Below are 21928 nucleotides of genomic sequence, written 5' to 3' on the forward strand. Positions count from 1 at the left end.
GGCCCGCGCCGGGCGCGGGCTGCGGTGCTTCAAGGACGCGTTCGGCGTTCAGCAGCGTCGAGGGCGGCGCAATCGGATGCCCGCCGTTCACCGCCGCGGAAGGCGGTGCGTCGACGGTGTCTTGTGCCTGCGCGCGCGCCGTCGCGAATAGCGACAGGCACGTCACGGCCCCCCAGGCCAATCGCCTGCTTGCGCTCGATACCATTTCCCCGACCCCGGAATCATTTGTACGAAATAAGGCCCCGCCCGATTTTCGGGTTATTCGTTCCTGGTCGAACGCGGCACATGGTGGGGGGAGTCAGCAAGAGGCATGCCCGCCGCTGTTTTAAACGGTATATTTTTTTAAGTCGTTATTCGTCTAATTTTTGAATCGCATATTCTCGTCACGTAAAACGTTTGCGGGTTCGATATTCATTTACAAGCTTTCTTTTATAAATGGAGCATTACAGTTTAATCAGACGATATTTAATGAAAATCGTGATTTGGAAATTCCTCGCGATGCTGACGCGGAGAAAACGTAACGTGTTGCTACGGGTTCGGCCGTAACGACACGACGTAACGTCCCGTTACGCACGTGGAATCGTCCGACGAAAGCGCAGGTTCCGGTGCTCGCGACGATGTCCGCGCGCCGGTGTCGGCGCGCATCGCGCACGCGCATATGTGTGCGCGCTGATGGCGGGTATTCTGTTTGCGCGCATATTCCGCCACCCCGTTAGCATGTGACGAATCCGACTTTGGTTGCCGCGCACGCGACGCTAAGATCGCCGATCCCGTAGATCGAGCGTTCCAGAACAATGAAAAAGTCCGCGTCGCCGTTGCATGCCTTTCGTTTCCGTGTCGTCTGCGCCGCGATTGCCGGCGCGCTGTCGCTTGCATCGTGCGGCGGCGTCGACAGCGATACGCCGTCGTCCCAGACGAACAACCCGCCGCCGCTGGCCGCGAAACGCCCGAACATCCTGTACATCATGGCCGACGACCTCGGCTATTCCGACATCCATGCATTCGGCGGCGAGATCAACACGCCGAACCTCGACGCGCTCGTCGCGTCGGGCCGCATCCTGTCGAACCATCACACGGGCACCGTCTGCGCGATCACGCGCGCGATGCTGGTGTCCGGCACCGACCACCATCTCGTCGGCGAAGGCACGATGGGCGTGCCGACCGACGAACGGCGCGGGCTGCCCGGCTACGAGGGCTACCTGAACGACCGTGCGCTGTCGTTCGCACAACTATTGAAGGACGCCGGCTACCACACGTACATCGCGGGCAAGTGGCATATCGGCTCGGGGATCGTCGGCAGTGCGACGGGTAGCGGGCAGACGCCCGACCAGTGGGGCTTCGAGCGCAGCTACGTGCTGCTCGGCGGCGCGGCGACGAATCACTTCGCGCACGAGCCGGCCGGCTCGTCGAACTACACGGAAGACGGCCGCTACGTGCAGCCTGGCCAGCCCGGGCAGCCGGGCGGCACGGGCGGCAGCCCCGCCGTGTTCTATTCGACCGATTTCTATACGCAGAAGCTGATCTCGTACATCGATTCGAACCAGCGCGACGGCAAGCCGTTCTTCGCGTACGCGGCCTACACGTCGCCGCACTGGCCGCTGCAGGTGCCCGAGCCATGGCTGCACAAATACGCGGGCGTCTATGACGCCGGCTACGACGCGATCCGCAACGCGCGGATCGCGCGGCAGAAGGCGCTCGGCCTGATCCCCGCCGATTTCAAGCCGTTCGACGGCCTGCCTGAAACCACGGCTGCGTCGCCCGCGACCGCGAACAACGGCACGTCCGCCGCGAAATACATCAGCGCGGTGCATTCGGCCGCGGACGGCTACAGCGACTACGGCCCCGGCAAGGTCGACAAGCTGTGGTCGAGCCTGTCGCCGGCCGAGCGCAAGGCTCAGGCGCGCTACATGGAGATCTATGCGGGGATGGTCGAGAACCTCGACTACAACATCGGCCTGCTGATCCAGCACCTGAAGGACATCGGCGAATACGACAACACGTTCATCATGTTCCAGTCGGACAACGGCGCGGAAGGCTGGCCGATCGATTCGGGCGCCGACCCGACGGCGACCGACACCGCGAACGGTCAGGACCCGATCTATTCGACGCTCGGCACCGACAACGGCAAGCAGAACGCGCAGCGCCTGCAGTACGGGTTGCGCTGGGCCGAAGTGAGCGCGTCGCCGTTCCGGCTCACGAAGGGCTATTCGGCCGAAGGCGGCGTCTCGACGCCGACGATCGTGCGCCTGCCGGGCCAGACGCAGCCGTTGCCGACGCTGCGCGCGTTCACGCACGTGACCGACAACACGGCGACGTTCCTCGCGGTCGCGGGCGTCACGCCGCCGTCGCAGCCGGCGCCGCCGCTCGTCAACACGTTGACGGGCGTCGACCAGAACAAGGGCAAGGTGATCTACAACAACCGCTACGTGTATCCGGTCACCGGCCAGTCGCTGCTGCCGGTGCTGACGGGCACGGCGACGGGCGAGGTGCATACCGCGCCGTTCGGCGACGAAGCGTACGGCCGCGCGTACCTGCGCAGCGCCGACGGCCGCTGGAAGGCGTTGTGGACCGAGCCGCCGCTCGGGCCGCTCGACGGTCACTGGCAGCTGTACGACCTCGCGGCGGATCGCGGCGAGACGACCGACGTGTCCGCGCAGAACCCGTCGGTGATCAGCACGCTCGTCGACCAGTGGAAGACCTACATGAGCAACGTCGGCGGTGTCGAACCGCTGCGTCCGCGCGGCTACTACTGAAGCCGGGAGCGACACGATGCGGTTCCGGTTCTGGACGATCGGCGCGGCGCTGGCCGGCACGCTGTTCGCCGCCGCGTTCGCGGCCGGCTATGCGAATCCCGTCGCACCGGCGGGCGGCGCCTTCGACGACGCGAATCGCGGCCGCGCGCTCGCGCCGCTCGGCTCGGAGCGACAGTGCGCGCGCTATTCGGGGCTGCCGGCCGGATGGCGCGACGACCCGAAGGCCGGAATGGTGCACCTGCGCGGCGGCGCGTTCGTGTTCGGCAGCACGCGCGGCTATGCGGACGAGCGCCCGGCGGGCGACGGCCGCACGCGTGTCGGCGGGTTCTGGATCGACCAGACCGACGTGACGATCGCGCAGTTCGCCGCGTTCGTGCAGGCGACCGGCTACGTGACCGAGGCCGAGCAGCAGGACGGGGCGGCCGTGTTCCACGTGCCGACGCGCGACGAGATGAACACGCGCGATCTTGCCTGGTGGTCGTGGGTGAAGGGCGCGTCGTGGCGTCATCCGCACGGGCCGGGCAGCGGCATCGACGGGCTCGGCAACCTGCCCGTCACGCTCGTCACGCAGCGCGATGCGCTCGCGTATGCGCGCTGGCTCGGCCGCGACCTGCCGACCGAGGCCGAATGGGAATACGCGGGCAAGGCCGGCCGCGACGACGCAGCGCTCGACGCGGCGCCGCGCGATGCGCAGGGCAAGCCGGCCGCGAACTACTGGCAGGGCGTGTTCCCGGTGCTCGACACGGCCGAGGACGGCCATGCGGGGCTCGCGCCCGTCGGCTGCTACGCGGCGAACGGGTTCCGGCTCTACGACATGATCGGCAACGCATGGGAATGGACCAAGGACACGTACACGGGCCCGCACCAGTCGCATACGAACGGCGACACGGCGGCCGTCGCGCCGCCGACGCGCCGGCACGATACGCCGATGGTCATCAAGGGCGGCTCGTTCCTGTGCTCGCGTGACTACTGCGTGCGCTATCGCGCGTCGTCGCGTGAACAGCAGGAAGCCGATCTCGGCGCGTCGCATATCGGGTTTCGCACGATTCTGAGGGATGCAACATGAGGCGGGTCGTGCATGACGTGGGCGCGTGGCTGATGGTTGCGTGCGCGGTCGTTCATTCGGGTTTGACCGTGGCCGCCGAATCGGCCGCACCGGCGGTACGCGTCGGCGTGACGCGCGGTGTGCATGCGCAGATCCTGGACGAAGTGAAGCGGGTCGCCGCGTCGCGAGGATTCGGCATCGACGTCGTTGAATTCGACGATGCATCGCGCATCGACGCGGCGCTGGCCGACGGCCGGATCGACGCAGCCAGCTTCGAGGATGCACAACAGCTTGCCGCGACGCGCGCGCAGAAGCGCTACGCGCTGACCGAAGTCGCGCCGACCGTCACGCTGCCGATGGCGCTTTATTCGCGCAAGCTGAAGAACCTGAACGAACTGCAGCCCGGCGCGACGGTCGCGATTCCCGCCGATCCGCGCGGGATGGCGCGCGCGCTCGTGCTGCTGCAGAACGACACGCTGGTGACGCTGCGCGAGCGGGCCGGCCTGCGTGCGACGCTGCGCGACGTGACCGGCAACCGGCTCGGGCTGAAGCTCGTCGCACTGCGCCGCGATCGCCTTTATGCCGCGCTCGACACGGCCGCGTTCGTCGCGATCGACAACGACGATGCCGCGCGTGCCGGGCTGCAACCCGCACGCGACAGCATCAGCATCGAGGATGCGCGCTCGCCGTATGCGAACGTGCTGACGGTGCGCGAGGCCGATCGCGCGAAGCCGTGGGTCACGCAGCTCGTCGCCGCGTATCACTCGGACGACGTCGCGCGCTTCATCCTCACGCGTTACCAGGATTCGGTGCGGCGGCCGTGGTAGACACGTACCTGCTCGCGTGCAACGCATGCGGACGCTGCTGCAACAGCGCGCCGACGCTGTCGTTGCGCGAACTGTTCCGGCACGGGCATCGCTTCGTCGGTGCGCTGACGATCCGTCGCGTGCCGACGCGTCGAACCGGTGAGCGCTGGCATGCGGGCGGCCGCGAGCACGCGCTCGATGCGGAGGACGTCGCGGCGTCCGATGCGCTGTCGGCGCGGTTGTTTCATCGCAGCGGCGGCGCGGCGAGCGAATGGATCGCGCTGACGCTGCAGGGCTACGACTATCCGTCGCTCGGCCGTTGCGCGGCGCTGGCCGACGACGGACGCTGCAGCGTGCATGCGGACAAGCCGTCGATCTGCCGCGCGGTGCCGCTCGATCCGATGCTGCCCGACCGCTTGCAGTCGCGCGTGCTGGCCGCGCGGCGCGACGATGCGGGATGGCTTGGCGCGAACTGCATCGTCGAAACGTCGAGCACGCAATCTTCTGTTGAATCGTCATTCCCGATTCCGTTGGTGACGGCCGGACAGGTCGCGGACCGTGCGGCGCTCGACGCGTATCGCGATGCGCTGGAGTTCGAGCGCGCGGTGTGGCGGGATGCCGTGTTCGCATCGTTGACCGATGGCGGGCAGGATGTGCGGCATGCACTGTCGCGGCTTGCGCCCGGCGGCTACCTGACCGTGTCGATCGTGCCGGTCCTGCTGGCCGTCGCATCGATATCAGCGTATTGCCGCACACGCTGCCTCGCGTTCATCGACGCGCAACTCGCGTTGATCGGGTTGAACATCGAAGCAGCACTCGCGCGCCGTCACGCCGACGACCGGCCCGCGACGCGCGAGTTGCGCGGCTTCGCGCAGGCGCTTGAACGGGCACGCCACGCCCTGGCTGCGATGCCGGCGCCCGCGGCCGGCATGCGCGAGGACGCCCCACGCATCGACGCGTGGCTTGCCGACCGGCCCGACCTCGATACGCTCGCCGCGTAACGATCGCCGCCCACCGCACGTGCCTTACAATCGGCGCTCTTTCAATCGCTTTCGATGGAGCGGGCATGTACGCGTCGACCTTCATTTTTCGTGCCCGGCAATACGATGACGAATTCCACCGGCTCGACCGGCAGATCGCCGACATGGCGCGCGCAACGCCCGGCTATCTCGGCGAGGAGACGTGGGAGAACGCCGAATCGGGGCTGATCCAGAACGTCTACTACTGGGAGTCGGAGGCGGCGCTGCAGCAGCTGATGCAGCACCCGGCGCATCTCGAGGCGAAGACGAAACAGGCGCGCTGGCTGGACGGCTATCGCGTCGTGATTTCGAAAGTGTTGCGCGAGTATGGCGACGGCAAGCTCGCGCAGCCGCATGCGGGACAATCCGCCTGACCGGCTGTCTGATTCATTTCTTTCGCATTACGGATCAACAACAACGCGCCGCACTCGGCAGCCCGTGTTTTCACGCGGGTTTCCGCGGGATCGCGTGCAATCAATTCTTCATCAAGCATGGCTAAGGTGGCGGGGCTTCACGTCGTCAGTCTGTCCACCCACAACGTCCTCACTCGATGTCGTACGGAGCCTTGTCCATGCCGAATCTCGCCTTGTCCGCGAAGCGCCGCCGTGCGTTGCGCGATCGTCCCGTTTCGCACTGACGCTGATTGCCGCGAGCATCGGCGCACACGCTGCCCCGCATGACGACGACGGCGACAGCCGTTTCGTGCCGGGTTTCGTGCCGGGCTTCCTGGTCGTCAGCCGCAGCGTGTACGACAACGTGTCGGCCAACGTCCAGCCCGGCGCGATCCTGCCGCCGAACTGCGCGAAGACCACCGGCGGTTGCGGCGCGGCATCCGGCGCGCCGAACGACGGCACCTATCCGACCGTGTGGAACAACGACCGCTACGACGGCAGCTTCGGCATCACGTCGCGCATCTTCCTCGACCAGATCACGCCGGCCGGCGGTGTCGTCAGCACGCTCGAAGTGCCGAACAGCCTGCAGAAGGGCTTCGCGCACGACCAGATGGTGACGAGCTTCAGCTCGAAGTCGGAGCTCGGCCTGCACCTGTCGCTCGACGGCAGCTACCTGACGTTCATGGGTTACGTCGCGCCGGTCAACGCGATCGACGTGTCGAACTCGAACACGCCGCTGGCGGTCGATACGACCAACCCGGACGGGCAGAACTTCTATCGCGCGATCGCGCGCGTCGATCGCCACGGGCATTTCCGCTTCACCGAGACGAACGCGTACAGCGGCAACAACGGCCGCGCGGCGATCCTGAACAATCGCGACGGCCGCGAGATCTACTACACGTCGGGCAACGCCGGCAACGGCGCGAACCCGCAGCCGGACAACGTGATCCTCGGCGCGGGCGCGCAGCTCATCGACGGGGCGACGCATCACGAAGCGCAGCAGGATCCGGGCGTGCCGACGCCGCTCGCGAGCTTCTCGGTCACGGAACTCGGCGCGAAGGCCGACAAGATCGGCAAGGACGACAACTTCCGCGGCATCGCGGTGCACGACAACGTCGTGTACTACACGAAGGGCAGCGGCGGCAACGGCGTGAACACGGTGTACTTTGTCGATACGACCGGCACCGCGTGCCCGTCGGGCGTCGGCGTGCCGTCACCGAAGGCCGTGCTGCCGACGGCGCCGCTCGCGTACAACGCCGCCACGCTGCAGACGGCTGGCCTGCCGAACACCATGTGCGTGCTGGCCGGCTTCCCGAGCACGCCGAACAAGACCGCGACGACGCTCGCCTATCCGTTCGGGATCTGGTTCGCCGACGCGAACACGCTGTATGTCGCGGACGAGGGCGACGGCTACACGGGCGGCGCGGACCTGTACACGCATGCCGCTGCGCAGAAGACGGCGGGCCTGCAGAAGTGGGTTTACGACGCGGGTACGAAGCAGTGGAAGCTCGCCTATACGCTGCAGAACGGGTTGAATCTCGGTCAGCCGTATTCGGTCGCCGGCTACCCGGCGGGCAACAATTCGGCCACGGGCCTGCCGTGGGCACCGGCGACGGCCGGCCTGCGCAACCTGACGGGCCGCGTCGAACGCGACGGCACGGTGACGATCTGGGCGATTACGTCGACCGTCAGCGGCAACGGCGACGTCGGTGCGGATCCGAACCGGCTGGTGGCGGTGCGTGACGTGTTGAAGAACACGAGCGCGGCGACGGCTGCGCATGAACAGTTCGCCGTGCTGCGGACGGCGAAGTTCGCGGAAGTGCTGCGAGGGATCGAGTTCGCGCCGGGGACGGAGACGGGGCGGTCGCACTGAAGTAGGAGAGCCCCCGGCTGATTGATGCCGGGTGACTCGGGCACGGCCGCGCGTTGGTGTGGCCGTGCCCTTCGACTTTGTCGTGGTACGGATTCAGCCGGCGCGTTGCGTTTCGCTGTCTTTCGGCTCAGCCCGAGCCGCACGCTGCCAGATCGGAAACATCGCATTCTTGTCTGATGCCTGCGCATCGATGACGTTGCGGTGATCGACGCGCGGCATGCACGACGCATGGGGCGCACGCGTCGCAGGCGAGTGTGGGCGATTCGCGCGATGTCGAATGCGTGCCGGATACCCGGCTCCGCCATTCACCGGCCCGCACCGCCTCAAAGCGCCTCAACCAGCAACCGCTTGCTCTTCTCGCAATACTCATGACACGCCGCCCGCGCGGCAATCGACGCGCCATGCACGAACCGCGGCGCATCGGCCCGCCGCGACATCGACACGACGATCGACGGCGGCGACGGCTGCAGCGGCAATTCGACGACTTCACCGCTTTCGATCAACGCATCGACGAACAGCACCGGAATCGCCGCCACGCCAAACCCGTCGCGCACGAGCTGCACGATCACCGAGATCGACGGCGAGCCGGTGATGCGCGTGTCCGACAACGGCACGCCGTGCGCATGCGCGAGCGTGCGGACGATGTCCTCCAGCGCGCGATGCGGCGCCGTACCGCGCCCGTAGGTGAGAATCGGCTGCCGCAGCACCTGCCTGGCGAGCCCGGTGCGCGTGTTCGGCAGCAGCCCCGCGCGCGCGATCCAGCGCACCGGGTAGTTCGCGAGCGCATCGCACACGACCGACGCCTCGTCGCTGCCTTCCACGCGGATGATCAGGTCGAGTTCGCCGGCCATCAGCCGGCGCTGCAGCACGACGCTGACGTCGACGGTCAGGTCGATCTCGAGCTGCGGATAGTCGGCCGCCAGCCGCCGCATGTAGTGCGGCAGCCAGCTGTGCACGACGGTCTCGATCACGCCGAGCCGCAGCTTGCCGCGCAGCGCGCGCTCGCCGGAGGCCGCGGCCTGCAGCTCCTGGGTCGCCTCGACCACGGCCTTCGCATAGCCGAGCAGGTATTCGCCGTTCGGCGTGAGCCGGAATTCGCGGCTGTCGCGGTCGACGAGTACCGTCTGCAGTTCGTCCTCGAGCGCTTTCAGGCGCTGCGAGATCGCGGCCGGCGTCGCGTGCAGCGCGGCGGCCGTCGTGCGGAAGTTGCGCAACTTCGCGAGCGTGACGAAGGTGTCGAGAAAACGCGTGTTCATGGCGGTCGGACGGGAGGGTGAGCGCGCACTTTGCCGGTGAGGAAAAGTGAACGGAGCCGGGGAAAACCCCAAGATCCGTTAAGAAATTCTATACACGAAGCGCAAAAAAACTCGTTGGCGACAAAATTTTTTCTTTTCTACTCTTCGCTGTATCCGATGACACGGCACCGTCATCCCGACGCCACACCGATCCGCGACAGAACCTCATGACCCCTTCCGAATTCCGCCAGTCCGTGCGCCACGGCGCGTTCCGCGGCCCGACCGCCGGCCACTGCGGCCCGTACGCGCAAGCGAACCTCGCGATCCTGCCCGACGCGTTCGCGCACGATTTCCTGCGCTTCTGCCAGGCGAACCCGAAAGCCTGCCCGCTGCTGGGCGTCGGCGAACCGGGCGCGTTCCGGGTCGACGTGCTCGGCGAGGATCTCGACATCCGCACCGACGTGCCGAGCTACAACGTCTACCGCGACGGCCGCCTGACCGAACGCGTCGAATCGCTGGAGGCACTGTGGCGCGACGATTTCGTCGTGTTCGCGATCGGCTGCTCGTTCTCGTTCGAGGACATGCTGGCGCGCGAAGGCATCGGCCTGCGCCATGTGGAGGAGGGGCGCAACGTGCCGATGTACCGCACGTCGATTCCGAATCGCCGCGCGGGGATCTTCGGCGGCCAGCTCGTCGTGTCGATGCGGCCGATGCGCGGCGCCGACGCGATTCGGGCGGTGCAGATCACCAGCCGGTTTCCGGGCGTGCACGGCGCGCCGATCCATCTCGGCGATCCGCGCGAGCTGGGCATCACCGACCTGAACGCCCCCGAATTCGGCGACGCGGTGACGATCCGCGACGGCGAGCTGCCGGTGTTCTGGGCGTGCGGCGTGACGCCGCAAACCGCGCTGATGGACGCGAAGCTGCCGATCGCGATCGCGCATACGCCCGGCCACATGCTGATGACCGACATCACGAACGCGTCGCTGGCCGTGTTCTGAGCCCGGACGACGACAACCCGACCCGCACGGCACGCCGCACGCGCGACAATCATTCGACGGCGCATAACGACAGGAGTACCACCATGGAAAGCAAGACCCTCGCGGCGCACGCCGCGGAGCCCGCGAGCCCCGAGCGTAACGGCCTGTTCTCGTGGTACGGGGACGCGCAGCCGCGCGAGCGCCGCGCGTTCTGGAGCTGCAAGGTCGGCTACATGCTCGACGGGATGGACACGCAGATGCTGTCGTTCGTGATCCCGACGCTCGTCGCGACCTGGGGCATCTCGCTCGCCGACGCGGGCTTCATCGGCACGATCACGCTGCTCGCGTCGGCGGCCGGCGGCTGGATCGCCGGCATCCTGTCCGACCGGATCGGCCGCGTGCGCACGCTGCAGCTCACCGTGCTGTGGTTCGCCGTGTTCACTGCGCTGTGCGGGCTCGCGCAGAACTACCACCAGCTGCTCGCGGCGCGCGCGCTGATGGGCTTCGGCTTCGGCGGCGAATGGACGGCCGGCGCGGTGCTGATCGGCGAAGTGATCCGCGCGCGCGACCGCGGCAGGGCGGTCGGCCTCGTCCAGTCGGGCTGGGCGATCGGCTGGGGGCTGTGCGCGCTGCTGTATGCGCTGCTGTTCTCGGTGCTGCCGGCCGAGCAGGCGTGGCGCGCGCTGTTCCTGGTCGGCCTCGCGCCCGCGCTGCTGGTCGTCGCGATCCGTCGCTACGTGAAGGAGCCGGACGTCTACGAGAAGGAGAAGGCCGCGCAGGCGAAAGTGGCCGATGCGCCGCGCCTGACCGAGATCTTCGCGCCGAAGCTGATCACGACGACGCTGCGCGCGGCGCTGCTGACCACCGGCGCGCAGGGCGGCTACTACGCGATCACGACGTGGCTGCCGACCTTCCTGAAGACCGAGCGTCACCTCACGGTGATGGGCACCGGCGGCTATCTCGCGATGATCATCTTCGGCTCGTGGGTCGGCTACCTGACGAGCGCGTACCTGACCGACCGCCTGGGCCGCAAGCCGAACTTCATCCTGTTCGCGGTCGGCTCGATGGTGATCGCGTTCGCGTACACGTCGCTGAACCTGACCAACGCGTCGATGCTGTGGCTCGGCTTCCCGCTCGGCTTCTTCGCATCGGGCATCTTCTCGGGGATGGGCGCGTTCCTCACCGAACTGTTCCCGACCCGCGTGCGCGGTTCCGGCCAGGGCTTCTGCTACAACGTGGGCCGCGCGATCGGTGCGCTGTTCCCGTTCCTGATCGGCGCGCTGTCCAAGCAATACGGGCTCGGCACGAGCATCGGCATCTTCGCGGTCGCCGCATACGGCGTGGTGATCGTCGCCGCGCTGACGCTGCCCGAGACCCGCGGCCGCGAACTCGACGCCGCGTAAGCGGCAAGGGCGGCTCGCCCTTCGTTTTTCTTCCCCTTTGACCGACCCCGTGACACGGCGCGCGACGCGCGCCGTGCGGCGGCGCTCATCCCTCGATTCCACGACGCATCGACCCGACATCATGACCGACCGACACCTTTCCTCCGTTCCGTCCGACGCCGCACGCTGGCAATTCTGGATCGACCGCGGCGGCACCTTCACCGACATCGTCGCGCGCCGGCCCGACGGCACGCTCGTCACGCACAAGCTGCTGTCGGAGAACCCCGAGCAGTACCGCGACGCGGCCGTGGCCGGCATTCGCCACCTGCTCGGCCTCGCGGCCGGCGAGCCGATCACGCCCGAGCGCGTCGACATGGTGAAGATGGGCACGACGGTCGCGACCAACGCGTTGCTCGAACGCAAGGGCGAACGCACCGCGCTCGCGACGACGCGCGGCTTTCGTGACGTGCTGCGCATCGCGTACCAGAACCGGCCGCGCCTGTTCGATCTCGACATCGTGCTGCCGGATGCACTGTACGAGACCGTCGTCGAGATCGACGAGCGCATCGGCGCGCACGGCGACATCGTCGTGCCGTTCGATGCGCAGGGCGCCGAGGCGTCGCTGCGCCGCGTGTTCGACTCGGGCGTGCGCGCGCTCGCGATCGTGCTGATCCACGGCTATCGCTACACCGCGCACGAACGCGCGCTGGCGGACCTGGCGCGCCGCATCGGCTTCACGCAGGTGTCGGTGTCGCACGAGGTGTCGCCGTTGATGAAGATGGTGTCGCGCGGCGATACGACGGTGGTCGACGCGTACCTGTCGCCGATCCTGCGCCGCTATGTCGAGCAGGTCGCGCACGAGATGCCGGGCGTGAACCTGCAGTTCATGCAGAGCAGCGGCGGGCTGACGCGCGCCGATGCGTTCCAGGGCAAGGACGCGATCCTGTCGGGCCCGGCCGGCGGGATCGTCGGGATGGTGCGCGCCGCGCAGGCGGCCGGCTTCGAGCGCGTGATCGGCTTCGACATGGGCGGCACGTCGACCGACGTGTCGCACTATCACGGCGAATTCGAGCGCGTGTTCGAGACGCAGGTGGCCGGCGTGCGGATGCGCGCGCCGATGATGAGCATCCATACGGTGGCCGCGGGCGGCGGCTCGGTGCTCGGCTTCGACGGCGCGCGGCTGCGCGTCGGGCCCGAGTCGGCCGGCGCGAACCCGGGGCCGGCGGCGTACCGGCGCGGCGGCCCGCTGACGGTGACCGACTGCAACGTGATGCTCGGCAAGATCCAGCCCGATCATTTCCCGCGCGTGTTCGGCCCGCACGCGGACGAACCGCTCGACCGCGACGGCGTGGTCGCGAAGTTTGCCGCGCTCGCCGACGAGATCCACGCGGCGACCGGGCGGCGCGAGACGCCCGAGGCGCTCGCCGAAGGCTTCCTGGAAATCGCGATCGGCAGCATGGCGAACGCGATCAAGAAGATTTCCGTGCAGCGCGGCCACGACGTGTCGCGCTACGTGCTGACGACGTTCGGCGGCGCGGGCGGCCAGCACGCGTGCGGCGTCGCCGATGCGCTCGGCATGACGCAGGTGTTCGCGCATCCGCTGGCGGGCGTGCTGTCCGCATACGGGATGGGCCTCGCCGACCAGACCGCGATGCGTGAGCGTGCGGTCGAGGCCGTGTTGTCCGACGATTCATTGCCGGCGCTGAATGCCGCGCTCGACCGGCTGGCCGACGAGGCCGTCGGCGCGCTGCTCGAACAGGGCGTGCCGCCGGAGCGGATCGCGACCGAGCGGCGCGTGCACCTGCGCTACCAGGGCACCGATTCGGCGCTCGACGTGCCGGCCGGCAGCGTCGCCGAGATGCAGCAAGCGTTCGAGGCCGCCTACCGGCAGCGCTACGCGTTCCTGATGCCCGGCACGCCGCTCGTCGCCGAGCTCGCGTCGGTCGAGGCGATCGGCCGCTCCGACGCGCCGGTGGAGATCGCACCGCTCGCGCCGCGTCACGCGGGCAACGGCGACGATGCCGCGCCGCGCGCCCATTCCGCGGTGCGCTTCCATTCCGGCGGCCAATGGCACGACGCGGCGCTCTACGTGCGCGACACGCTGCTGGCCGGCGACGCGATCGACGGCCCGGCGATCGTCGCGGAGCAGAACGGCACGACCGTCGTCGAGCCCGGCTGGCGCGCGCAGATGACCGCGCAGGGCAACCTCGTGCTGGCGCGCACGACGCCGCGGCCGACGCGCCGCTCGCTCGGCACCGATGCCGACCCGGTGCGGCTCGAGATCTTCAACAACCTGTTCATGTCGATCGCCGAGCAGATGGGGCTGCGGCTGCAGAACACCGCGTACTCGGTGAACATCAAGGAGCGCCTCGACTTCTCGTGCGCGATCTTCGACGGCGACGGCAACCTGATCGCGAACGCGCCGCACATGCCCGTGCACCTCGGCTCGATGGGCGAGAGCATCCGCACGGTGATCGAGCGCAACCGCGGCCGCATGCGCGACGGCGACGTGTTCATGCTGAACGACCCGTATCACGGCGGCACGCACCTGCCGGACGTGACGGTCATCACGCCGGTGTTCGCGGACGGCTCGGACGCGCCGCTGTTCTACGTCGGCTCGCGCGGCCACCACGCGGACATCGGCGGCACGACGCCGGGCTCGATGCCGCCCGATTCGACCCACATCGACGAGGAGGGCGTGCTGATCGACAACTGGCAGCTCGTGTCGGCCGGCACGCTGCGCGATGCGCAAACCCGCGCGTTGCTCGCGTCGGGCCGCTACCCGGCGCGCAACGTCGACCAGAACATGGCCGACCTGCGCGCGCAGGTCGCCGCGAACCAGAAGGGCGTCGACGAATTGCGCCGGATGGTCGCGCAGTTCGGCCGCGACGTCGTGCTCGCGTTCATGGGGCACGTGCAGGACAACGCGGAAGAAGCCGTGCGGCGCGTGATCGGCGCGCTGCAGGACGGCGCGTACCGCTACCCGCTCGACAACGGCGCGGAGATTCGCGTCGCGATCCGCGTCGACCGGGCGGCGCGGCGCGCGGAAATCGATTTCACGGGCACGTCCGCGCAGCTCGACAACAACTTCAACGCGCCGAAGGCCGTGTGCATGGCCGCCGTGCTGTACGTGTTCCGCACGCTGGTCGGCGACGACATCCCGCTGAACGCCGGCTGCCTGAAGCCGCTCACGGTGATCGTGCCCGCCCGTTCGATGCTGAACCCCGAGTATCCGGCGGCGGTCGTGTCGGGCAACGTCGAGACGTCGTCGGCCATCACCAACGCGCTGTACGGCGCGCTCGGCTGCGTCGCGTCGAGCCAGGGAACGATGAACAACTTCACATTCGGCAACGATCGCTACCAGTACTACGAGACGATTGCGGGCGGCAGTGGCGCCGGCGACGGGTTCGCGGGCGTCGGCGCGGTGCAGACGCACATGACGAACTCGCGGCTCACCGATCCGGAGGTGCTCGAATGGCGCTACCCGGTGCGGCTCGACTCGCACCGGATCCGCGCCGGGTCGGGCGGCGGCGGGCGCTGGCGCGGCGGCGACGGCGCGGTGCGGCGGATTCGCTTCCTCGAGCCGATGACCGCGTCGATCCTGTCGAACAACCGGATCCACGCGCCGTTCGGCGCGGCGGGCGGCGAGGCCGGCGCGCTCGGCCGCAACACGATCGAGCGCGCGGACGGCACGGTCGAGGCGCTCGACCATATCGGCCGCGCGCAGATGGCGCCGGGTGATGTATTCGTCGTCGAAACGCCGGGCGGCGGCGGATACGGCGCGGCGGGCTGAGCCGGGCAGCCGGTGCCGGCGTGCCGCGCCGGTGCTCGAGCGGCATTGCAACGGACTGTGGAATAAAGCTGCGCATTGACGCACGAAAGGAATCAAATTCGACGGAAAGTCGGGTCGCCGGAGGGCGATCCGACCCCGCCGCCAGGCGCGGGCCAAAGCATTGCCGCCGAATCCTGAAATCAGCCGCAAACGCCCGCCTGGCGGGGCGCTCGGCCCGACTCGCCGAACCCGTTGCGCACCGCCGCAACCGCGATTGAGCCGCCTGCCCATCATGAAAAATCCGGCTTGCCAATCGAGTCCCAATTCCTTGACACTCTGCTCTAAATGTGAGTGCCAATCCTGATCGTCATTTGATAAGATGGCTCTCATCATTCGTTAGGCAGCACCTGCGCGCATGACGCGCGAACGCCGGGTCGCATTAGCGGGAAACAAGTACGGGACGAGGCCCATCATCACGGCACTCACGGTCGCCTTGCCGGACGCGCATCACGCGCGCCCCGGCACGGCGGCCGGCCGGCTCGCCTCCGTCTACACTGTGCGTTTTTTCTGGATCGGGGCGTCTCCATGGATGACGAAAACGATAGCGCGGTGCTCGAGGCGCACGTCGGTACGCGCAGCCCCTGCTGGCGTCTCGGCAGCGACAGCAACGCACTCGAACTGGCGGCCGTCCGCGGCCTGACCAACGTCGCCGTCGCGCTGACGGTCGAACAGGCCGCGTGCATCCGCGCGCTGACCGGTGTCACGTCGCACCTGGTGCTCGACATCGCGCTGTTCGGCGAACCGGTCAAGCTCCATCTCGTCGGCCGGAAGGTCGACACGACCAACTGGGCCGGCACGGCGTCCGCCTATTCCGATGCCGAGTCCGTCGCGGGCGATCTCGCGCACGGGCTCGCGTTCGCCGAGCAGGTCGTGTCCGAAGTGAATTCGCTCGTGGTGATCCTCGACCGCAACGGGATGGTGCAGCGCTTCAACCGCCTGTGCGAGGAAGTGACGGGCAAGCGCGAGGTCGACGTGATCGGCCGCAGCGCGTTCGAGCTGTTCATGACCCCCGAGCAGGGCGCGCAGTCGCGCAGCAACATCACGGGATTTTTCGCGAGCAACCATTCGTTCGCGGTCGAGCGCTACATCAACACGGTCAACGGGCCGCGCCTGTTCCAGTTCCGCAACAAGTTCGTGCAGAGCGGCAGCGGCGTCGACGAGCAGTTCCTGATCTGCTCGGGCATCGACATCACCGAGGAGCGCAGCGCGCAGCAGCGGCTCATCGAGCTCGCGAACACCGACGTGCTGACCGGCCTGCCGAATCGCCATGCGATCAGCGAGCGCATCCACGCGGCGATCGCCGCCGAGACCGCCGCGACGCGCGGGCAGGTCGGCATCCTGTTCCTCGATCTCGACAACTTCAAGCGCGTCAACGATCACTACGGGCACATCACCGGCGACCGGCTGCTGCAGGACGTGTCGGCGATCATCAGCGGCTGCCTGCCGTCCGGCGCGACGCTCGCGCGGCTCGGCGGCGACGAATTCCTCGTGCTGTTCGAGCACGGCACGCGGCCGCTGCTCGAAGCGACCGCGCAGATCATTCTCGAACGGCTGCGCACGCCGATTCATCTCGGGCTGATGGAGGTCTACACGAGCTGCTCGATCGGCATCGCGATGCATCCGCAGCACGGCGATTCGCTCGAGACGCTGATCCGCAGCGCGGATACCGCGATGTACGTCGCGAAGGAGGAGGGCAAGCATACGTATCGCGTGTTCTCGCTGGAGATGAACCAGAAGGTCGCGAAGTACATGTGGCTCGACACGAACCTGCGCAAGGCGCTCGAAGAGGAGCAGTTCGTGCTGCATTACCAGCCGGTCGTCGATATCGCGACCGGCGACGTGCACGGCGTCGAGGCGCTGATCCGCTGGCAGTCGCCCGATCGCGGGCTCGTCGCGCCGGTCGAGTTCATCCGCTTCGCGGAGGAGTCGGGCCTGATCGCGCCGCTCGGGCGCTGGGTGATGCGTACCGCGGCCGCGCAGGCCGCCGCCTGGAAGGCGAAGGGGCTCGGCATCCGGATCGCGGTGAACGTGTCCGCGCGGCAGCTGCAGGACATGAACATCGTGCACCAGCTGGCGTCGATCCTCGACGCCGCGGGGCTCAAGCCCGGCCTGCTCGACATCGAGCTGACCGAGAGCTGCTTCATCGAGGACGAGGATGCGGCCAACGGGCTGATGCGACAGTTCCGCCAGCTCGGCGCGGAGATCCATCTCGACGATTTCGGCACCGGCTATTCGTCGCTGTCGCAGTTGTCGCGCCTGCCGCTCGACGCGATCAAGCTCGACCGCAGCTTCATCACGGGCATCGACCGCAATCCGCGCTCGCAGGCGCTGGTGCGCTCGGTCGTGTCGCTCGCGAAGGCGCTGAATTTCGCGGTGGTCGCCGAGGGCGTCGAAACGCATGCGGAAGCCGAATTCCTCAAGCAGCTCGACGTCGATCATGCGCAGGGCTACTACTACGCCCGCCCGATGCCGGCCCAGGCGTTCGAGGCGTGGCTCGCGGAGACGAGGAAGCTCAGGCTGATCGCCTGAGCTTCGTTCACGAACAGGCGCCGCCGGCGAGCGGCGGCGCCCGTCGCATTACACCGTGCGCAGCTTCGACACGCGCCGGTTCTGCAGCATCACGAGGCGTTCCATGTACGCGAGGTCCTTCGGCTCGATCGTGAACGCCGCATGCACCCAGGCTTCCGTGATGTCCATCAGCTCGGAGCGCGTCAGCTGGAACACCCGCTCGCGTGCGCGCAGCATCGCGCGCACGCCGTTCAGCTTCGGCTTGGTCACGTCGATGAAGGTGCGCGTCGCGAGATACGCGTCACCCGCGTCGAACGTCTGGTCGACCAGCCCGCGATCCTCGTACCACTCGGCGGCGTGCGCTTCACCGGTCGAGATCAGTTGCTCCGCAACGCCCCGATCGGCCTTGCGCGCGACGAGCGAATAGCCGCCCATGCCCGGGAACAGGTTGAACGCGATCTCGGGAAACCCGAGCTTCACGCCCTTCTGCGCGAGCACGTAGTGATGCGCGAGCGCGGCCTCGAAGCCACCGCCGAGCGCGCTGCCCTCGACCATCGCGATCGAGATCGCCCCGGTGCCGAAGCCCGTGTAGATCTCGTACACGCCGTCGATGCACGAGCGCGCATAGGCCATCAGCAGGTCGCGCTTGCCGCTGCGGATCGCGTCGACGAAAAAGCTCAGGTCGCCGCCGACGTTGAACAGCTCGGGGACGAGCGAGCCCGTCACCCAGAAGTCGAACGGCAGGCCCGAATCGCGTGCGACGCGTGCGAGATGGATGATGTCGGTAACGAGTTGCTGGTTGAAGCACGGCCGCGGCTCCGATCGCAGCATCATCCACATGACATTACGTCCCTCTTCATAAAAGGCAGTCAGTTGCGTGAGTTCGCCGGCTTCATAAAACGGGCGGCACGCGGGATGGGATTGGAGTTGCATGGTATGTCCTCGTGAGATGTGGTTTTTGAAGACCGTCGCGCCCGGTGCCGAGCGGGAGGCGAGTGTCCTGCAGGGCGCCGGGCGCGAGGCATCGCCATTGTTGCGCGCGCACAAAAGTCGAATTGCGAGGAACCACGCACGACCGGGACGCGGGTGCCGGTCGCATCGGTGCGGGTGGGGAAGGGCGCGGCGGGCACGGCCGGCCGCTATCGGGCCAAGGCGGGCGGCGCGTCGGGCGGAGCCGGCAGGCGTGTGAAGGCGGCCGGAACGGTAGCCGGGCAGGTTCGCCGTGTCGCGCGGATGCGTGTAAACGGCCGATCCGGTGCGTGGCCGCCGGCGTTGTCCGCTTACATGCTGAAAGCGGTGCCGGGCCGCCGTGCGGCCCCTATGGAAGATGCGGACTGGCGCCGCGCCCGTGCGTCGATTAGCTTTAAAGGATCACGCCGCGCGTGGCACCGGGCGTGCGGGAGGGGACCATGACCACGTTCCAGAAAGTATGGCAGTTGCTCGTCGGAAAGCCGCTCGACCCGCTCGATCCGCGCACGCGGCATGCGATCGCCGTGACGCCGTTGCTGGCCTGGGTCGGGCTCGGCGCCGATGGCCTGTCGTCGTCGTGCTACGGCCCGGAAGAAGCGTTCCTCGCGCTGGCGCACCACACGCCGCTCGCGCTGTTCCTCGCGCTCGCGACGGCGGCGACCGTGTTCATCATCGCGCTCGGCTACAACCAGGTGATCGAGCTGTTCCCGACGGGCGGCGGCGGCTACCGCGTCGCGACGTCGCTGCTCGGCTCGAAGCCGGGGCTCGTGTCGGGTGCCGCGTTGCTGGTCGACTACGTGCTGACCGTCGCGACGTCGCTCGCGAGCGGCGTCGACGCGTTCTTCAGCCTGCTGCCGGTCAGCGCGCAGGCGTTCAAGCTCACGACCGAGATCGTGCTGATCGTGCTGATGACGGGGCTCAACTTCCGCGGGATGCGCGAATCGATCATGGTGCTGCTGCCGATCTTCATCGGCTTCGTGATCCTGCACTTCGCGCTGATCGTCTATGGGGTCGCCGTGCACGGCAGCAACCTCGCGATGATCGTGCCGGACGCCGTGCACGAAGCGCACGGGATGTCGCAATCGCTCGGCCTGTTCGTGATGCTCGCGCTGCTGATGCGCGCGTTCTCGCTCGGCGGCGGCACCTACACGGGCCTCGAGGCCGTGTCGAACAACGTGAACATGCTCGCCGATCCGCGCGTGCCGAACGGCAAGGTGACCATGTGGTACATGTCGACGTCGCTCGCGTTCACGGCCGGCGGCATCATCCTGCTGTACATGCTGTGGCACGCCCGGCCCGTCGAAGGCCAGACGCTCAACGCGGTCGTGTTCGGCAGCGTGATCGACCATCTCGGGCTCGGCTCGGCCTTCGCGCGCCACGCATTGCTCGCGGCCGTGCTCGCGTTCGAGGCCGGGCTGCTGATGGTCGGCGCGCAGACCGGCTTCCTCGACGGCCCGGCCGTGCTGTCGAACATGGCGTCGGATTCGTGGGTGCCGCGCCATTTCCGCGACCTGTCGGGGCGCCTCGTGCGGCAGAACGGCATCATCGTCGTCGGGCTGTCGAGCCTGCTGATCCTCTTGTGGACGCACGGCAGCGTCGACGTGCTCGTCGTGCTGTACAGCATCAACGTGTTCCTCACGTTCAGCCTGTCGCTGCTCGGGCTGTGCACGTACTGGTGGCGCCATCGCCGCGAGCCGGGCTGGTTCAAGCACTTCTTCCTGTCGGCGCTCGGGCTGAGCGTGACGGCTACCGTGCTCGTCATCACGCTGATCGAGAAGTTCACGGCGGGCGGCTGGCTCACGGTGCTCGTGACGAGCGCGGTGATCGCGCTGTGCTTCATGATCAACCGCCACTACGCCTATACGCGCGCGCAGCTCGCGAAGGAGGACGAATTGTTCTCGGGCAAGCCGCCCGAAGTCGACGAGGCCACCGCGCCGGGCAAGCCCGACCCGTCGCAACCGACGGCGGTGCTGCTGGTGGGCAAGCATCGCGGCGCGAGCATGCACGCGCTGCTGTGGGTCAACCGGCTGTTTCCGGGGCATTTCCGCAACGTGATCTTCCTCGCGGTCGGCGAAGTCGACGCGAAGGCGTACGACGGTCACGAACACCTCGAGCGGCTGCGGCACACGATCACCGAAGCGCTCGACTACTATGTCGCGCACTGCCGCCGCAACGGCATCGCGGCCGACTACCGGATCGCGTTCGGCACGAATCCCGTCGTCGAGTTCATGAACCTGGCTTCATCGACGCTCGACGAATACCCGAACGCCGTGTGCTTCGCGAGCAAGCTGATCTTCCGGCGCGTGAATTTCCTCACGGCCTGGCTGCACAACCAGACGCCCGTGGAGCTGCAGGCGCGGCTGCACGTCGAGGGCAAGCAGATGGTGCTGTTGCCGATGAACGTCGGGTAGCGGTGCACGTTGTGTTCCGCGCCAGGTGACGACCAGGCGCAATGACGATGCGGATCACGTTTCGGCCCTGTGCCGCACCCGCTATCGTGATGTGGGGTGTGCAGGCGCGCATCGCGCCGGCCGATTTCTGGTACGGCGAAGCTACGACGGCTTCTGCGGCAGGCGCCGGTCGTTCCGACCCCGCGCGGCGCGTGACCGGACGAAGGGGCGCCGGGCCGTACTCACGTCAGCATCGGTATCGCTTCGATCAGCGCGATGCCGAGCAACGCACCGATCGCGGCGCCGATCAGTCTCGGATGCCACCGCAGATGCAGCGCCGTCAGCAGTGCGCCGAACAGGATCAGGCCCAGCAGCGTGAACGCGATCACGAGGTAACCCATTTCGAAATCGCTATTGATGATCGCCATGATGCCTCCTTCCCCACGTCGGCACGTCGTGTCCGACAGAGCGTCGTTTCGTCGACGTTGCATGCAGGGATGACCTGAATGAATTATAGGTTGCGACGTGATGCAAAAAAGGCGCTCCAGCTCGGGACAGGATGCACGGGGGCGGCGCATCGGCGGGGCGAAGCCGGCGCTGCACGCCCGGCGAGCTCGCCGCATCGCGCAGCCGGCTCGCCGCTGCGCGGCTTGACGCTCGCCGGCACGTCACCCACACTGGTTCGCACGACGGGCACGCGGCGTGGGTTGTCATGTGCGCGTCAGGCGGATCGAACCATTCGCG

16 protein-coding genes are annotated in these 21928 nt (G+C 67.8%); 11 read left to right on the forward strand and 5 right to left on the reverse strand.

The annotated features are described in order from the left end of the window. Nucleotides 1-205 (reverse strand): hypothetical protein (locus G3N98_RS25115; protein ID WP_206149498.1); only part of this gene is annotated, 205 nt, incomplete at its 3' end. Between the two features lie 589 nt (nucleotides 206-794). Here G3N98_RS25115 and G3N98_RS25120 point away from each other — a divergent pair. The 6 genes from G3N98_RS25120 (at nucleotide 795) to G3N98_RS25145 (ending at nucleotide 7888) form a co-directional block, all read left to right on the forward strand. After that, on the forward strand, nucleotides 795-2753 hold the full coding sequence (locus G3N98_RS25120; RefSeq protein WP_206149499.1) for an arylsulfatase: 1959 nt from the start codon (nucleotides 795-797) through the stop codon (nucleotides 2751-2753). A 16-nt stretch (nucleotides 2754-2769) separates the two neighbouring features. After that, the gene (locus G3N98_RS25125; protein WP_206149500.1) at nucleotides 2770-3819 is read left to right on the forward strand and encodes a formylglycine-generating enzyme family protein; all 1050 of its coding nucleotides are present in this window, start codon (nucleotides 2770-2772) and stop codon (nucleotides 3817-3819) included. After that, on the forward strand, nucleotides 3816-4625 hold the full coding sequence (locus tag G3N98_RS25130) for a MetQ/NlpA family lipoprotein (protein WP_206149501.1): 810 nt from the start codon (nucleotides 3816-3818) through the stop codon (nucleotides 4623-4625). The genes G3N98_RS25125 and G3N98_RS25130 overlap by 4 nt, the downstream gene beginning before the upstream one ends. Further along, complete coding sequence (locus tag G3N98_RS25135; protein WP_206149502.1) at nucleotides 4619-5605, forward strand: YkgJ family cysteine cluster protein; 987 nt, start codon at nucleotides 4619-4621, stop codon at nucleotides 5603-5605. The genes G3N98_RS25130 and G3N98_RS25135 overlap by 7 nt, the downstream gene beginning before the upstream one ends. A gap of 65 nt (nucleotides 5606-5670) precedes the next feature. Then, nucleotides 5671-5997, forward strand: coding sequence for an antibiotic biosynthesis monooxygenase (locus G3N98_RS25140; protein WP_206149503.1), 327 nt, complete (start codon nucleotides 5671-5673; stop codon nucleotides 5995-5997). Nucleotides 5998-6325: 328 nt separating this feature from the next. Further along, the gene (locus tag G3N98_RS25145; RefSeq protein WP_206149504.1) at nucleotides 6326-7888 is read left to right on the forward strand and encodes a hypothetical protein; all 1563 of its coding nucleotides are present in this window, start codon (nucleotides 6326-6328) and stop codon (nucleotides 7886-7888) included. Nucleotides 7889-7981: 93 nt separating this feature from the next. Here the strand turns inward: G3N98_RS25145 and G3N98_RS40230 are convergent, their stop codons facing one another. Continuing rightward, complete coding sequence (locus G3N98_RS40230; RefSeq protein WP_277396914.1) at nucleotides 7982-8107, reverse strand: hypothetical protein; 126 nt, start codon at nucleotides 8105-8107, stop codon at nucleotides 7982-7984. Between the two features lie 104 nt (nucleotides 8108-8211). Continuing rightward, nucleotides 8212-9144 carry a LysR family transcriptional regulator gene (locus G3N98_RS25150; protein WP_206149505.1) on the reverse strand — a complete coding sequence of 311 codons (933 nt, stop codon included), beginning with the start codon at nucleotides 9142-9144 and terminating at the stop codon, nucleotides 8212-8214. Between the two features lie 206 nt (nucleotides 9145-9350). On the opposite strand from G3N98_RS25150, the gene G3N98_RS25155 reads away from it, so the two are divergent. From G3N98_RS25155 to pdeR, 4 genes are all read left to right on the forward strand, one after another. Beyond that, the gene (locus tag G3N98_RS25155) at nucleotides 9351-10124 is read left to right on the forward strand and encodes a putative hydro-lyase (protein WP_089474194.1); all 774 of its coding nucleotides are present in this window, start codon (nucleotides 9351-9353) and stop codon (nucleotides 10122-10124) included. 83 nt (nucleotides 10125-10207) lie between these two features. Then, the gene (locus tag G3N98_RS25160) at nucleotides 10208-11506 is read left to right on the forward strand and encodes an MFS transporter (RefSeq protein ID WP_069250815.1); all 1299 of its coding nucleotides are present in this window, start codon (nucleotides 10208-10210) and stop codon (nucleotides 11504-11506) included. Nucleotides 11507-11627: 121 nt separating this feature from the next. Next, complete coding sequence (locus tag G3N98_RS25165) at nucleotides 11628-15278, forward strand: hydantoinase B/oxoprolinase family protein (RefSeq protein WP_206149506.1); 3651 nt, start codon at nucleotides 11628-11630, stop codon at nucleotides 15276-15278. Between the two features lie 564 nt (nucleotides 15279-15842). Next, entirely contained in the window at nucleotides 15843-17846 is a 2004-nt protein-coding gene (gene pdeR / locus G3N98_RS25170) for a cyclic di-GMP phosphodiesterase (RefSeq protein WP_089428273.1), read from the forward strand. 48 nt (nucleotides 17847-17894) lie between these two features. Here the strand turns inward: pdeR and G3N98_RS25175 are convergent, their stop codons facing one another. Beyond that, nucleotides 17895-18758, reverse strand: coding sequence for a crotonase/enoyl-CoA hydratase family protein (locus G3N98_RS25175; protein WP_089474196.1), 864 nt, complete (start codon nucleotides 18756-18758; stop codon nucleotides 17895-17897). Nucleotides 18759-19234: 476 nt separating this feature from the next. On the opposite strand from G3N98_RS25175, the gene G3N98_RS25180 reads away from it, so the two are divergent. Continuing rightward, the gene (locus tag G3N98_RS25180; RefSeq protein ID WP_206149507.1) at nucleotides 19235-21205 is read left to right on the forward strand and encodes an APC family permease; all 1971 of its coding nucleotides are present in this window, start codon (nucleotides 19235-19237) and stop codon (nucleotides 21203-21205) included. A 221-nt stretch (nucleotides 21206-21426) separates the two neighbouring features. Here G3N98_RS25180 and G3N98_RS25185 read toward each other — a convergent pair whose 3' ends face one another. After that, entirely contained in the window at nucleotides 21427-21612 is a 186-nt protein-coding gene (locus G3N98_RS25185) for a hypothetical protein (protein ID WP_089474198.1), read from the reverse strand. Nucleotides 21613-21928 lie beyond the last annotated feature (316 nt).

The sequence above is a fragment of the Burkholderia sp. Tr-20390 genome (assembly GCF_017104595.1).
In the GTDB taxonomy this organism is placed as follows: Bacteria; Pseudomonadota; Gammaproteobacteria; order Burkholderiales; family Burkholderiaceae; genus Burkholderia.

Excerpts from the sequence above, each read along its gene's own strand:
- G3N98_RS25120 (WP_206149499.1), top strand. The coding sequence starts at position 795 with ATGAAAAAGTCCGCGTCGCCGTTGCATGCCTTTCGTTTCCGTGTCGTC.
- G3N98_RS25125 (WP_206149500.1), top strand. The coding sequence starts at position 2,770 with ATGCGGTTCCGGTTCTGGACGATCGGCGCGGCGCTGGCCGGCACGCTG.
- G3N98_RS25130 (WP_206149501.1), top strand. The coding sequence starts at position 3,816 with ATGAGGCGGGTCGTGCATGACGTGGGCGCGTGGCTGATGGTTGCGTGC.
- G3N98_RS25140 (WP_206149503.1), top strand. The coding sequence starts at position 5,671 with ATGTACGCGTCGACCTTCATTTTTCGTGCCCGGCAATACGATGACGAA.
- G3N98_RS40230 (WP_277396914.1), bottom strand. The coding sequence starts at position 8,107 with ATGCCGCGCGTCGATCACCGCAACGTCATCGATGCGCAGGCATCAGAC.
- G3N98_RS25150 (WP_206149505.1), bottom strand. The coding sequence starts at position 9,144 with ATGAACACGCGTTTTCTCGACACCTTCGTCACGCTCGCGAAGTTGCGC.
- G3N98_RS25155 (WP_089474194.1), top strand. The coding sequence starts at position 9,351 with ATGACCCCTTCCGAATTCCGCCAGTCCGTGCGCCACGGCGCGTTCCGC.
- G3N98_RS25160 (WP_069250815.1), top strand. The coding sequence starts at position 10,208 with ATGGAAAGCAAGACCCTCGCGGCGCACGCCGCGGAGCCCGCGAGCCCC.
- G3N98_RS25165 (WP_206149506.1), top strand. The coding sequence starts at position 11,628 with ATGACCGACCGACACCTTTCCTCCGTTCCGTCCGACGCCGCACGCTGG.
- pdeR (WP_089428273.1), top strand. The coding sequence starts at position 15,843 with ATGGATGACGAAAACGATAGCGCGGTGCTCGAGGCGCACGTCGGTACG.
- G3N98_RS25175 (WP_089474196.1), bottom strand. The coding sequence starts at position 18,758 with ATGCAACTCCAATCCCATCCCGCGTGCCGCCCGTTTTATGAAGCCGGC.
- G3N98_RS25180 (WP_206149507.1), top strand. The coding sequence starts at position 19,235 with ATGACCACGTTCCAGAAAGTATGGCAGTTGCTCGTCGGAAAGCCGCTC.
- G3N98_RS25185 (WP_089474198.1), bottom strand. The coding sequence starts at position 21,612 with ATGGCGATCATCAATAGCGATTTCGAAATGGGTTACCTCGTGATCGCG.